Here is a 12,784-nt window from a genome sequence, read left to right on the forward strand (position 1 = left end):
CAGGCGGGAGTCCACAGGCAGGCAGCCAAAACACAGAGCTTTAACTTATGGGCAGCGATGTTATTGGATGCCCGCCTTCGCGGGCATGACAGGAAAGCGTGCTAAAACCCGCAAACGCCGAGTTTTGAGCAAAGATCGTCCAGCTCTTCAAGCGTTGCGTAAGAGATGGTGACCTTGCCGCCCTCACCTTCATGGTCGATCGACACCTTCATGCCCGTGGCGGCAGACAGGTCTTTCTCAAGCGCGACCGTATCCGCATCCTTTTTGGCCGCAGAGGAACTGCTGCCACCCGGGCGCGGCTCACGGCGTGTACGGCCCTTGGCTTCACCTGCCAATGCTTCTGTCTGGCGAACGCTAAGCCCTTCATCTACAATACGTTTTGCAAGTGTGAGCGGGTCTTCGGCGCCAATAAGTGCCCGCGCATGCCCCATGGAGATTTTACCCTCATCCACCATGCCTTGCACTTTTTCAGGCAAGCTGAGAAGGCGTAGCAGGTTGGTTACATGGCTGCGGCTTTTGCCCACGCCTTCGGCCACTGCTTCCTGCGTGTGGCCAAATTCTTCAATCAGCTTGCGGTAGGCAACTGCTTCCTCGATCGCGCTTAGGTCCTGGCGCTGGATATTCTCGATAATGGCAATCTCAAGCACTTCACCGTCGGTGAGATCCTTGACGACAACCGGCACTTCATGAATGCCAGCCTTTTGCGCCGCGCGCCAGCGGCGCTCACCCGCCACGATCTGATACTGGTTTGGGCCAAGCTCACGCACCAGAATAGGCTGCAAAAGCCCCTTCTGTTTGATCGAGGTGGCGAGGTCAGCAAGCGCGTCTTCATCAAAATGATGGCGAGGCTGGTCTGCGTTCCGCTCCAGAAACTCGATCGGCAGCAGGCGGCGGCCTGAATTTGGGCCCGCAGACGGTGCAGCACCATCCGCGCTATCTTCAAACACCGGCCGGTCATCACCCAGAAGGGCCGACAGCCCCTTACCCAGTCCCTTACGTGCAGCTTTACTCATGATATACAGTCTAACCTATTGATTTTATTAAATATTATGCAGCTACTTTGCGGTCACGCCCGAGCAGTTCCCGCGCCAGTTTTATATAAGCCTGGCTGCCCACACAGCGGTGATCATAAAGAAGAACCGGCTTGCCGTGGCTTGGCGCCTCAGACACCCGTACGTTACGCGGGATCACCGTGCGGTAAACCTTGTCACCCAGATAATCACGCACGTCTGCGGCCACTTGCTCAGAGAGATTGTTGCGTTTGTCAAACATGGTCAGCACCACACCGTTGATGGTGAGATGCGGGTTGAGGCTGCCGCGCACCTGCTCAATGGTTTTGAGAAGCAGGCTCAGGCCCTCAAGCGCAAAAAACTCACACTGCAGCGGCACCAACACCGAATCGGCCGCGACAAGCGCATTGATGGTGAGAAGCGACAAGGATGGCGGGCAATCAATGAGGATATAATCGTATTCCTGCCGCGCGACGGCTTTCTCAAGCGCATACCGCAGGCGGAAATTACGGTGCGGCAACTCTGCAAGCTCAAGGTCAGCGCCAGACAGGTCAACGGTTGACGCCACAATCGAAAGCCCCGGCACTTCGGTGACAACAATGGCGTCCCCAAGCGGCGCGGCACCAAGTACAACATCATAAGAAGTGATTTCACGCGCACTGCGGTCAATGCCAAAGCCCGTGCTGGCGTTGCCCTGCGGGTCGAGATCAAGAATCAGCACGCGTTTTTTCACGGCTGCCATGGCCGTCGCCAGATTGATGGTTGTTGTGGTTTTACCCACGCCACCCTTTTGGTTGGCAACCGCGATGATATGTGCCCCCGCACCTGATTTTGACTGCATTTCCAACGACATGCGGTCACTCTCCCCTTGTGGGCCCACAGTGTGAACCCATGATCTGAACTGTTACAACCGTTGTATCGCTGAAAGCCTGAGGATGACCCCGGCCGGGTCTGAGAGGCTTTGATACCGATTGACGTCCATCTTCCAACAAGCTTGCGCTTCGGTCAATTCTTCTTCCGCCCCTTCTCCCTTGAGGAGCCACATTTCTACGCCTTCGTTCAAAAACGGCGCGGCCCAGTTCATCAACTGCAACACCCGCGCGCAGGCCCGCGAGGTGACAATATCAACCGGGAAAGGCTCGATCGCCTCGATTCGCTCGTTATGAATGGTGGCCGCCAGCGATGTTTCACGTGAAACCTGGTTCATGAAAACACATTTGCGGCCATTGGCTTCCACCATATGCGCGTGGCCGACATCCATCGCTGCCAGCACCAGACCGGGGAATCCGGCGCCCGAGCCGATATCAAGCATGGTGAGCTTACGCTCCCCAAACACGGCTTTCAGGTGCGGTGCCATTTGTGCCGAATCGAGGAAATGCCGCTGCCACATGGCGTCGAGCGTGGAGTTGGCGATAAGGTTTTTGGCTTTTTGCCATTTGGCGAGCAAGGCCGCATAGGTCTTGAGCCGCTCCAATGTTTCACGTGAAACATCGATATCGCGGGCAAGATCATCTGGTCCGTACATATAGGGTATTCCGGGAACTAGGCCGCGCGGCGGCGTTTTTTCACATGAGCCAGAAGAAGCGTGAGTGCAGCGGGAGTAACACCTGCAATGCGCGCTGCTGCACCAAGGGTCGCGGGTCGTGCCTCGCTGAACTTCTGCCGCATCTCATTTGAGAGCCCAACAACTTTGTCGAACTCAAGATCATCGGGGATCTCAAGCTGCTCGTCTTTCCTGAACGCTGCAACATCCTGTGCCTGCCGCTCCAGATAGCCCGCATACATGGCGTCGATCTCAAGCTGGCGCGCGATTACCGCGTCAACAGCCCCAAGCGCGTCAGGCCACACTTCTTTGAGCCGATCAAAATCGATGGTGGAGAACGCAAGTAATGCTTCACCGTTGCGGCGCACACCGTCCTGATTGATCTGGATACCAACCTTGGCAGCTTCATTTGGGGTGAGCGATAGTGACTTGAGTGTCGCATGCCCGGCGTCCAGCGCAGCTTTCTTTTTCAGGTAAGCTTCGGTGCGCTCCTGCCCCACAAGGCCAATGTCCATGGCTTTTGCGGTCAGACGCTGGTCCGCGTTGTCCGCGCGCAAAAGCAGCCGGTATTCGGCGCGGCTCGTAAACATACGGTAAGGCTCGCGCGTGCCTTGCGTGACAAGATCATCGAGCATCACACCGATGTAGGCATCCGCGCGGTCAAGCACAAAAGTCTCGCCCTCACCCTTCGCCCGAAGTGCCGCATTCACGCCCGCCATCAGGCCCTGGGCCGCTGCTTCTTCATAGCCCGTGGTGCCATTGATCTGCCCCGCGAGATACAGCCCCGGCGCACGGCGGGTCTCAAGTGTTACCTTCAACTCGCGCGGGTCAATAAAGTCATATTCAATCGCGTAACCGTGGCGGATGATACGCACATTCTCAAGGCCTGGTATCGAGCGGATCAGCTCTTCCTGAACTTCTTCCGGCAGGCTTGTGGAAATGCCGTTCGGGTAAACCGTGTCATCATCCAGCCCTTCAGGCTCAAGGAAAATCTGGTGGCTGGTTTTGTCTGCGAAGCGCACGATCTTGTCTTCGATCGAGGGGCAATAGCGCGGGCCCTTGCTTTCGATCTGGCCGGAATACATGGGCGAGCGATGAAGATTTTCTCGGATCACCTCATGAGTGCGGGCGCTCGTGCGGGTCATATAACAGCTGATCTGTGGCACGGTGATTTTGTCTGTAAGGAAGGAGAACGGCACCGGCGGTGTGTCGCCCGGCTGTTCTTCACACACTGACCAATCAATGGTTTTGCCGTCAAGCCGCGCGGGTGTGCCGGTCTTCAACCTGCCGAGCGCAAAGCCGATCTCCTCGAGCGTATCAGAGAGACCAAGCGCCGGGGCTTCATCTGCCCTGCCCGCCGGGATCTTCTTTTCGCCGATGTGAATGAGACCCCGCAGGAAGGTGCCGGTGGTGAGGATCACCGCCGCGGCTGTGATCTGTTTACCGTCCGCCGTGATCACACCTTCAACCACAGGCTTGTCGCCTGAGCGGTTTACAATAAGGTCTTCAACCGCGCCTGCTTCAATGCTCAGGTTTTTATAATCTTTAAGCGTGGCCTGCATGGCTTCACGGTAAAGCTTGCGATCGCTTTGGCAACGCGGGCCCTGAACGGCTGGCCCCTTGCGCTGATTAAGAAGGCGGAACTGGATGCCGCTCGCATCCGCCACACGGCCCATAATGCCATCAAGCGCATCGATCTCGCGCACCAGATGGCCCTTGCCCAAACCACCAATCGCCGGGTTGCAGGACATCTCGCCAATGGTTTCAACCTTGTGCGTAATAAGAAGCGTTTTCGCGCCCATGCGCGCAGACGCCGCCGCCGCTTCACAGCCAGCGTGCCCACCCCCAATTACAATGACATCAAAGTCTGCCATGGCAAAACCTACTCAAATATTCTCAGCAACCAGAAAGCAAAAAGAGGCCCTCAAACGAGGCCCCTCAATGCCGCAGGGTATAATAGACTTTGCCGATTAAGTCAAAGTTAAGCGCATGGCCTAAAAATACGATGTTTCACGTGAAACATCGGCCATGCCAAAGCGCGAGATTATTTGCCGATGCAGAAGTCTGAGAAGACCACATCAAGCACATCTTCAACCCCAACCCGCCCGGTGATACGGCCCAGCGCGCGCGCCGCCATGCGCACATCTTCCGCGGCCAACACGGCATCAAAACCGGCGTTGTCGGCAAAGCGGGTGAGATGATCCACCGTCTCCTCAAGCGACCGGCGATGCCGTACTCGGGTGAGCGACGGTGCTTCACGCGGTGCCATCGCATCGCTCACATGTGCCGCAAGAGTTTTGAACAAGTCATCAAGGCCATGATCATTTTTGGCGGAGACATAACTCACCCCCACAATGCCCTTTGGCAGTTTTTCATGTTTCACGTGAAACATCTCAGCGCGGTCGGTTTGCGTCAGCACCAGCATGGCCTTGTCATCGAGCCAGCGTTCCATCGCCACCGGGATCACCGGCCAGTCATCCGCGCGCACCAGAACGAGGCGCAGGTCAGCCTCTTCCGCGCGCTTAAGTGCCCGGCGAATACCCTCCTGCTCCACAGCGCCTAAGCTTTCCCGCACGCCTGCTGTATCCACAAGCCGCACCGGAAAACCGCCCAGGTCAAGCTGCACTTCAATGGCATCCCGCGTGGTGCCTTCCTCATCGGACACAATCGCAACATCAGATTTTGCTAGCGCGTTCAGGAGGGTGGATTTGCCCGCGTTCGGCTCCCCCATGATAACGATGCGGTATCCTTCTCTGAGCGCTTCACCGCGCCTGCCATCCACAAGATGTTGTGTTATCTCATCCCTCAAGGACAATATATTTGGCTTTACGGCACCCGCGACGCCTTCAGGCAGGTCTTCATCAGGGAAGTCGATATCTGCCTCTAGATGCGCGAGGTGGCCCACAAGCCGCCCGCGCCAATCTTCATAAAGGGCGCGCAAGGCACCGTCCATCTGACGGAGCGCCTGCTCCCGCTGCGCGGCCGTTTGTGCGTGGATAAGGTCATTGAGGCCCTCCGCTTCTGTGAGGTCAAGCTTACTGTTCTCGAACGCGCGGCGGCTATACTCCCCTGCTTCTGCCGGGCGAAGGTTGGGCATGCGGTCAAGCGCCTCCAACACACCGGAGACAACAGCGCGGCCCCCATGCAGATGCAGCTCAACCACATCTTCGCCGGTGAAACTGGCGGGGCCTTTGAAGGCAAGCACAAGCGCTTCATCAAGCCTCGCGCCGGTGTCCTGATCCTTAAGGAGACGAAGAGCCGCGAACCTTGCCGCTGGCACCGGCTTGCCGCTCAGGCTTTCAAGTGCCTGAAATGCCGCCGGGCCTGAAAGCCGAACCACAGCAACACCGGCCACACCTGCACCCGATGAAAGCGCAAAAATCGTATCGGTTTCAAAACTCATGAAACTGGGGTTCCTCTCATCATCATCACCGGGTGGGTAATGTCCCGCGCCCTACGCTGTGATGATTGTGCTTGCATGGCTCGCCCACGCGCAATAGCTATTAGCCTCATCCATATCGCGGGGGCAACCATGTCGCAACTCTCCATGCACACACCGGTGATTGATATCACCATCACAGAGTTTGATGGTGCCATCGTCTCGCTTGACTGGGGCTGGAGTCCGTTCCAGGAGCCAACGCCGCTTCTTATGGAAGCCAAACGCCAGCTTGATCTTTATTTTGATGGAGAGCTTACGAAGTTTGACCTGCCGCTTGCGGCCATGGGCACCAAACATCAGGAGAAGGTTTGGGCCGCCATGCAGGCCATCCCTTATGGTGAGATGCGCACCTATGGTGAGCTCGCGCGTGAGATCGGCTCTGCCGCGCAAGCGGTTGGCACAGCGTGCGGGCGGAACCCCATTCCCATCCTTGTGCCCTGCCACCGTATTATCGCACGCGAAGGCAAACTGGGTGGTTATTCGGGCGACGGTGGCCTCCACACCAAACGTGCGCTTCTTGTGCTTGAAGGGGCGCTCAGCGTTGAAGAAGGCATGGCGCTTGAAGCCTCCGGCGCGCTTGACTAGGCGCAAGTAGCACCTACATCAGATACCTAAACCCCAACCCCAAGGGAGATTTCCAAGTGGCTGAATGGATCAATATTGACGCAACAGACGGTAGCGGCAGTTTCAAAGCCTATGTAGCAAGGCCGGAGGGTGGCAAAGGCCCCGTGGTCGTAGCGCTGCAGGAGATTTTTGGGGTGAATGTGGGCATGCGGCAGATCTGTGACGACCTGGCTGCAGAAGGTTATATCGCCATCTGCCCGGACCTTTTCTGGCGCATGAAACCGGGTGTGGATATCACCGACAAAACCAAAGAAGAATGGGATCAGGCTTTCCATTATTTCCAGAATTTTGATCACCCGAAGGGCCATGAAGATATCGCAGCCACCGTTGCCAAAGCCCGCACCATTGAGGGTGGCAGCGGCAAGGTTGGCGCTGTTGGCTATTGCCTCGGTGGCCTGCTCGCTTTCATGACCGCCGTGAAAACAGACGTGGATGCGGCTGTGGCCTATTATGGTGTTGGGCTTGATACCAAGGTTGGCGAGGCAGACGCTATCACCAACCCGCTTCTCATGCATATCGCGGAAGAAGACGGCTTTGTGGATAAAGCAGCACAAGCAAAAATTCATCAGGCGCTTGATGGCCATGGCCAGATCACCATCCATGATTATGCAGGTGTTGACCATGCCTTCGCCCGGCCCGATGGCCAGAGCTGGAACGGGGAAGCCGCCGCGCTTGCCAACGGCCGTACCCGCGCGTTTTTTGAAAAACACCTGAAGGGCTGATATGAGCGACACGACCAACGCCATCGTTATCAAGGAAGCCGGCGGGCCGGATGTGCTATGCTGGCAAGAGGTTTCCCTTGATGCACCAAAAGCAGGCGAAGTGACCCTTCGCCACACTGCCATTGGGCTCAACTTTATCGACACCTATCACCGCACCGGGCTTTACCTCATACCTATGCCGGGTGTGCCGGGACTTGAAGCAGCCGGTGTGGTTGAAGCGGTAGGCGACGGTGTCACCGGCTTTGAGGTTGGAGACCGGGTTGCCTATCCTGCAGGCCCTATCGGGGCGTATGCGGAGCGCCGCACTTTCCCTGCAGCCAAGCTTATAAAACTGCCGGATGCCGTCTCGGATGAGGACGCCGCAGCGCTTATGCTCAAGGCCTGCACGGTGGAGTATCTGATCTTCCGCACCTATGCGGTCAAGGCCGGGGACACGGTGCTGTTTCACGCCGCTGCGGGCGGTGTTGGCTTGATTGCCTGCCAGTGGCTGTCTGCGCTTGGTGTGACCGTTATCGGCACCGTGGGCAGCGATGAGAAAGCCGAACTTGCGCGGGCAAACGGCTGCCACCACACCATCAATTATGCGCGGGAAGATTTCACCACCCGCGTGATGGAAATCACGAACGGCGAGGGTGTGCCTGTGGTGTATGATAGCGTGGGCAAAGATACCTTCATGGGCTCCCTTAATGTGCTTAAGCGCCGCGGTACACTCGCCACCTTTGGTAATGCCACCGGGCCGGTTGAGCCTTTCTCCCCCGGTTTGCTCGCGCAAAAAGGCTCGCTTTTTATCACCCGCCCCACGCTGATGGATTATACGGCCACACGAGACGAGCTGGAGCTGTGCACCGGCCGTGTGTTTGATGCCATCGCGCGCGGCCATATCAAGGCAGATATCAACCAGCGTTTTGCGCTCAAGGATGCCGCAGATGCCCACCGGGCGCTTGAAGCCCGCACCACCACCGGCCAAACGCTTCTGATGCCCTAGAGGCTAAAAGCCGCCAAAACGGAACCAAAAACCGACATGAAACCGGCCGTCTTTACCAAACTTTTATGGAAATGGACGGCCTACATGTTGTTAATCTTATATTAGAAGTCACAATATATAGTCAGTCATAGTGTAGTTTTGAAACGCAGCCTTATCGCCCTCCCCCTTGTTCAGCGATTGGCTGCACCAAGTCTACGGAGACTGGAAATGTATGGTGAATTCGACAGCTATAAGTTTCGCACCGCCGGTGAGGCAATGAAACATCAGGTCTGGCAAAAGGCGTCAAAAATCGAAGGCCATGATCCTGATATCTATCGCCGTGACAGCTGCGGCAAAACCATCCGTTTTGTTGACCACGGTAAACTGGGTGAATTTGGCTGGAAGGTAGACCTGATCACCCCACTTTCGCGTGGCGGCTCAGACGAAGCCTTCAACCTGCAGCCCCTGCATTGGCAGAACCATATGATCAAGCCCCAGCATTTTATCTGGATGCCAGAGCTTGGGGTTTCTGACTTTCGCCTGGCGTCGTAGGTTAGGCGGGTATCACGCTTAAGACCTCAGCGGTTGTGCTGATCACCGCATAATCGGCTTTTAGATGGGCAAGCGTGAGCGCATGAACATCATCCGCGGGCCACTATTGGCCCCGGCCGTCTGTCACCTCTGTTGCCGCTGTTGCGTCTGATACGACTGTGACATTAAAATCAAGGCTCGCCGCCATGCGGGCTGTTGTATCCACCGAATGCTGGGTCAACACACCAGCGATCGCCAGTTTTTCAACCCCCCGCCCTTTCAGCTCAGCCTCAAGAGATGTGCCCACAAAGGCATTGTTCGTGTGTTTGCCGATGATGGTTTCGCCCTCATCAGGCTTCACATCATCCTTAAACGCATGGAGAGGCTGCCCAGGTGCGTAAGGCGAGCCTTCCTCACGGCTATCGTGCCGGATATGGAAGATGGGCATCCCTTGGCCCCGCCACGCAGCCAGAAGCTTTACCATGTTCGCTTCCGCGCCTGGGTTATTGCGCTGCCCCCATTTGGGATGGTCAATGGCATGTTGCACATCAATGATGATCAAAGCGGTTGTCATAGCTTGATATCCTTTAAATGAAAAAGAGCCTGCAAAGGATGCAAGCTCTTGATCTAACTATAATTTCTTCGGCAGTGATCAGTTGTTCATCTGGGCGAAGAAATCTTCGTTGTTTGGTGCATCCTTGAGCTTGGACAGGAGGAACTCCATCGCGTCCACAGTGCCCATAGGCGTAAGGATACGGCGCAGCACCCACATTTTTGAAAGCGTGCCCTGGTCGACCAGAAGCTCTTCTTTCCGGGTGCCGGACTTGAGGATATCGATCGCCGGGAACACACGCTTGTCTGCAACCTTGCGGTCAAGCACCACTTCCGAGTTACCTGTGCCTTTGAATTCCTCAAAGATCACTTCGTCCATACGGCTGCCGGTTTCAATGAGCGCCGTTGCAATGATGGAAAGCGAGCCGCCTTCCTCAATGTTACGGGCGGCACCAAAGAAACGTTTCGGACGCTGGAGCGCGTTCGCGTCCACACCACCGGTGAGGACCTTACCGCTTGACGGCACCACAGTGTTATAAGCACGAGCGAGACGGGTGATACTATCAAGAAGGATCACAACATCCTTGCCGTGTTCCACCAGCCGTTTGGCTTTCTCGATCACCATTTCAGCAACCTGTACGTGGCGTGACGCGGGTTCATCAAAGGTGGAGGATACCACCTCGCCCTGCACGCTGCGCTGCATGTCGGTCACTTCTTCCGGGCGTTCATCGATCAGGAGAACGATGACATAACATTCCGGATGATTGGCGGAGACGCTTTTCGCGATATTTTGCAGAAGCACGGTTTTACCGGTACGCGGCGGTGCCACAATAAGCGCGCGCTGGCCTTTACCGATAGGCGCCACGAGGTCAATCACCCTTGGTGACTTGTCCTTCACCGTTGGATCATCAGGATCAAGCTTCAGTTTCTCATCGGGATAGAGCGGTGTCAGGTTATCGAAGTGAACCTTGTGTTTGGTTTTCTCAGGCTCGTCAAAATTGATTTTGGAAACCTTGAGAAGCGCAAAATACCGCTCGCCATCCTTGGGCGCGCGGATCTGGCCTTCAACCGTGTCACCGGTACGGAGCGCAAAACGCCGGATCTGGCTTGGGCTCACATAAATATCATCGGGGCCCGGCAGATAGTTTGCCTCTGGGCTGCGCAGAAAACCAAATCCATCAGAAAGGATTTCAATCACGCCGCCGCCCATGATTTCAATGTCATCATCAGCAAGATGCTTGAGGATAGCAAACATCATGTCTTGCTTGCGCATGCTGGAGGCGTTTTCAACGCCCACTTCTTCCGCAAGCGAAAGCAGGTCCGCCGGGGTTTTCTCTTTGAGATCCTGTAAATGCATGGGATCGTCCAACTTGTTGCTGTTAAGGGATTTTCCAGATTATCGGGGCCATATGCCCTGTCTTCGGAAAGTGATATTGCCGGGGATACTCACATCAAAAGGCGGCAATTTTTGGGAAATTTGGATGGCACGCGCCAGACGGGGCGCACACCGGATGCCTCAAGCTACCATGTTGCACCCACCTGTCAAGATATTTGGTACCGATGCGGTATAAAGTGAAACGCGCTTTAGAACGCCTTTGGCACCGCCAAAAGCACAATGGCAAAAATAAACACGGCCGGCACCTCGTTGATACGGCGGAAATAGGTTTCGCTTTTTGGACGTTCCCCGCGTTCAAAGGCTTTGCGGTATTTAGATAACATGCCGTGAAAGCCGGAAAGCAGAAACACCAGCAACAGCTTCACGTGCAGCCAACCACCAGCATCAAGCCCAATGTTGAACACTAGCATCAGGCCCAAAATCCAGGTGATGCTCATGGCCGGGTTGATGATGATACGCATCAGGCGGCGTTCACGCTCAATCCAGTTTTTATCTTCCTCCGAGCCAACCTCGGTTGTTGAATGATAGGCCATGTAGCGCGGCAGCATGAACATGCCTGCCATCCAGAAGATGACAAAAATGATGTGAAGGGCTTTCACCCAGAGATAAAACTCGCCCAGATAGCCTTCCATCCCATGTCCCCCAAAATAGTATTCTAGCGCCGGAAATTTTTAATGGTTTGTGAGAGAAGCGCCACATGCTCTGGCGGTGTCTCTGGCACAAAACCATGGCCCAGATTGAAGATGTGGGCACCGCCTTTGAGCGTTTCAAGGATACGGCGCGCTTCATCCACCATCAACTCACCGCCTGAAACAACCAGATGCGGGTCCAGGTTGCCCTGCACACAAACCTTGTTTTGCACATTGTCCCGCGCCCATTCAAGCGGCACGCCTGTATCAAGCGAAACCGCATTCACCCCGGTTTTTTCCACAAAAGTTGGCAGCATGGCGCCGGAAAGTCTCGGGAAACCAATGATGGGCACTTCTTTGTGCTTGGCGCGGATTTTATCTACAATCGCAGTTGTGGGTTCTATCACCCATTTATGGAACATGGTTTCAGGAAGCGCCGCTGACCAGCTGTCAAAAATCTGCACGGCGTCAGCACCTGCTTCAATCTGCGCGCAAAGATATTCAGCCGTCGCATCCACTAGGATATCCAGAATTTTCTGGAAAAGTTCCGGGTTGCCGTATCCCATCTGGCGTGCTGCTGCATGATCCTTGCTGCCTGCGCCTTCAATCATATAGGTGGCAACAGTCCAGGGCGCACCGGCAAAACCAAGCAAGGTCACATCTGAAGGCAATTCAGCCTTTAGCCTGCGCACGGTTTCATACACATTGCCCACCTTGTCGTGGAAAGCATTCATTGAAAGGCCATCAAAACCCGCTTGGTCCTTAATCGCTTCAAGTTTTGGGCCATGCCCTGCCTCAAACCACACTTTTTGGCCAAGCCCGTCAGGCACCACAAGAATATCCGCGAACAGGATGGCACCGTCCATGCCGTAGCGCCTGATCGGCTGAAGCGTTACCTCCGCCGCTTTATCCGGGCTATAACAAAACTCCATAAAGCTGCGTGTTGTGGCCCGTACTTCACGATATTCGGGTAGGTAGCGTCCTGCTTGACGCATGAACCAGAACGGAACCCGATCGCCGGGATTTCCTTGAAGGGTGTTTAAAAGCAGTTTTGGCATGAAGAACTCCTGAACGGTCAGGCACGGTTTTTAACCCGGTCTCGGTCTTCCTACTACTCAATAATATATAAATAAAAAATTGTAGTAGTTGTTGATGCCTGTGAATCATGTGGAAAACCATTTATCCACAATCTTGTGCACAAGCAATGTATGTGCGGCATTTTTACCCTGCTTTTGTGGGTAAGTTCCGGGAATAAAGTGTAATATTCCTGTAATGGCTTGTGAAAATAGCCTGTGGAAAGTGGGGAAAACATCAAAATATAGTGGTTGATGTGTGTCATTGTCCCCCTAGTCCACGCCTGTGGGCAATAAGAAA

The 12,784-nt window shown here is 55.3% G+C and carries 13 protein-coding genes; 4 read left to right on the forward strand and 9 right to left on the reverse strand.

Annotation, left to right across the window (positions count from 1 at the left end; all coding sequences use genetic code 11):
* Positions 1-101 precede the first annotated feature (101 nt).
* The 5 genes from ACN0XZ_RS03585 to mnmE all read right to left on the reverse strand — a co-directional run bounded on the left by ACN0XZ_RS03585 (position 102) and on the right by mnmE (position 5,956).
* Entirely contained in the window at positions 102-1,013 is a 912-nt protein-coding gene (locus ACN0XZ_RS03585; protein ID WP_417456340.1) for a ParB/RepB/Spo0J family partition protein, read from the reverse strand.
* A gap of 34 nt (positions 1,014-1,047) precedes the next feature.
* Complete coding sequence (locus ACN0XZ_RS03590; RefSeq protein WP_417456341.1) at positions 1,048-1,863, reverse strand: ParA family protein; 816 nt, start codon at positions 1,861-1,863, stop codon at positions 1,048-1,050.
* Between the two features lie 51 nt (positions 1,864-1,914).
* Complete coding sequence (gene rsmG, locus ACN0XZ_RS03595; RefSeq protein ID WP_417456342.1) at positions 1,915-2,535, reverse strand: 16S rRNA (guanine(527)-N(7))-methyltransferase RsmG; 621 nt, start codon at positions 2,533-2,535, stop codon at positions 1,915-1,917.
* A gap of 17 nt (positions 2,536-2,552) precedes the next feature.
* Entirely contained in the window at positions 2,553-4,427 is a 1,875-nt protein-coding gene (gene mnmG, locus ACN0XZ_RS03600) for a tRNA uridine-5-carboxymethylaminomethyl(34) synthesis enzyme MnmG (RefSeq protein ID WP_417456343.1), read from the reverse strand.
* Positions 4,428-4,597: 170 nt separating this feature from the next.
* The gene (gene mnmE, locus ACN0XZ_RS03605; RefSeq protein ID WP_417456344.1) at positions 4,598-5,956 is read right to left on the reverse strand and encodes a tRNA uridine-5-carboxymethylaminomethyl(34) synthesis GTPase MnmE; all 1,359 of its coding nucleotides are present in this window, start codon (positions 5,954-5,956) and stop codon (positions 4,598-4,600) included.
* 129 nt (positions 5,957-6,085) lie between these two features.
* On the opposite strand from mnmE, the gene ACN0XZ_RS03610 reads away from it, so the two are divergent.
* The 4 genes from ACN0XZ_RS03610 (at position 6,086) to ACN0XZ_RS03625 (ending at position 8,854) form a co-directional block, all read left to right on the forward strand.
* On the forward strand, positions 6,086-6,577 hold the full coding sequence (locus tag ACN0XZ_RS03610; protein ID WP_417456345.1) for a methylated-DNA--[protein]-cysteine S-methyltransferase: 492 nt from the start codon (positions 6,086-6,088) through the stop codon (positions 6,575-6,577).
* Positions 6,578-6,633: 56 nt separating this feature from the next.
* Positions 6,634-7,338 (forward strand): dienelactone hydrolase family protein, encoded by a 705-nt coding sequence (locus tag ACN0XZ_RS03615; protein ID WP_417456346.1) that lies wholly within the window; start codon positions 6,634-6,636, stop codon positions 7,336-7,338.
* Position 7,339: 1 nt separating this feature from the next.
* Entirely contained in the window at positions 7,340-8,323 is a 984-nt protein-coding gene (locus ACN0XZ_RS03620; protein ID WP_417456347.1) for a quinone oxidoreductase family protein, read from the forward strand.
* Positions 8,324-8,530: 207 nt separating this feature from the next.
* On the forward strand, positions 8,531-8,854 hold the full coding sequence (locus ACN0XZ_RS03625) for an HNH endonuclease (RefSeq protein WP_417456348.1): 324 nt from the start codon (positions 8,531-8,533) through the stop codon (positions 8,852-8,854).
* Between the two features lie 103 nt (positions 8,855-8,957).
* On the opposite strand, the gene ACN0XZ_RS03630 is transcribed toward ACN0XZ_RS03625, so the two are convergent.
* From ACN0XZ_RS03630 to hemE, 4 genes are all read right to left on the reverse strand, one after another.
* Positions 8,958-9,407, reverse strand: a complete 450-nt coding sequence (locus ACN0XZ_RS03630; RefSeq protein WP_417456349.1) for a cysteine hydrolase family protein — start codon at positions 9,405-9,407, stop codon at positions 8,958-8,960.
* A 78-nt stretch (positions 9,408-9,485) separates the two neighbouring features.
* Positions 9,486-10,742, reverse strand: a complete 1,257-nt coding sequence (gene rho, locus ACN0XZ_RS03635; RefSeq protein ID WP_417456350.1) for a transcription termination factor Rho — start codon at positions 10,740-10,742, stop codon at positions 9,486-9,488.
* Positions 10,743-10,969: 227 nt separating this feature from the next.
* Positions 10,970-11,413 carry a CopD family protein gene (locus ACN0XZ_RS03640; protein WP_417456351.1) on the reverse strand — a complete coding sequence of 148 codons (444 nt, stop codon included), beginning with the start codon at positions 11,411-11,413 and terminating at the stop codon, positions 10,970-10,972.
* Positions 11,414-11,436: 23 nt separating this feature from the next.
* A complete protein-coding gene (hemE, locus tag ACN0XZ_RS03645) occupies positions 11,437-12,468 on the reverse strand; it encodes a uroporphyrinogen decarboxylase (RefSeq protein ID WP_417456352.1) in 1,032 nt (343 codons plus the stop codon).
* Positions 12,469-12,784 lie beyond the last annotated feature (316 nt).

The sequence above is a fragment of the Kordiimonas sp. genome (assembly GCF_048264555.1).
Lineage (GTDB): Bacteria > Pseudomonadota > Alphaproteobacteria > Sphingomonadales > Kordiimonadaceae > Kordiimonas.

Coding starts and splice junctions, on each gene's coding strand:
- ACN0XZ_RS03625 (WP_417456348.1), top strand. CDS start 8,531: ATGTATGGTGAATTCGACAGCTATAAGTTTCGCACCGCCGGTGAGGCA.
- ACN0XZ_RS03610 (WP_417456345.1), top strand. CDS start 6,086: ATGTCGCAACTCTCCATGCACACACCGGTGATTGATATCACCATCACA.
- rho (WP_417456350.1), bottom strand. CDS start 10,742: ATGCATTTACAGGATCTCAAAGAGAAAACCCCGGCGGACCTGCTTTCG.
- mnmG (WP_417456343.1), bottom strand. CDS start 4,427: ATGGCAGACTTTGATGTCATTGTAATTGGGGGTGGGCACGCTGGCTGT.
- ACN0XZ_RS03640 (WP_417456351.1), bottom strand. CDS start 11,413: ATGGAAGGCTATCTGGGCGAGTTTTATCTCTGGGTGAAAGCCCTTCAC.
- ACN0XZ_RS03590 (WP_417456341.1), bottom strand. CDS start 1,863: ATGTCGTTGGAAATGCAGTCAAAATCAGGTGCGGGGGCACATATCATC.
- hemE (WP_417456352.1), bottom strand. CDS start 12,468: ATGCCAAAACTGCTTTTAAACACCCTTCAAGGAAATCCCGGCGATCGG.
- ACN0XZ_RS03630 (WP_417456349.1), bottom strand. CDS start 9,407: ATGACAACCGCTTTGATCATCATTGATGTGCAACATGCCATTGACCAT.
- ACN0XZ_RS03620 (WP_417456347.1), top strand. CDS start 7,340: ATGAGCGACACGACCAACGCCATCGTTATCAAGGAAGCCGGCGGGCCG.
- ACN0XZ_RS03585 (WP_417456340.1), bottom strand. CDS start 1,013: ATGAGTAAAGCTGCACGTAAGGGACTGGGTAAGGGGCTGTCGGCCCTT.
- mnmE (WP_417456344.1), bottom strand. CDS start 5,956: ATGAGTTTTGAAACCGATACGATTTTTGCGCTTTCATCGGGTGCAGGT.
- rsmG (WP_417456342.1), bottom strand. CDS start 2,535: ATGTACGGACCAGATGATCTTGCCCGCGATATCGATGTTTCACGTGAA.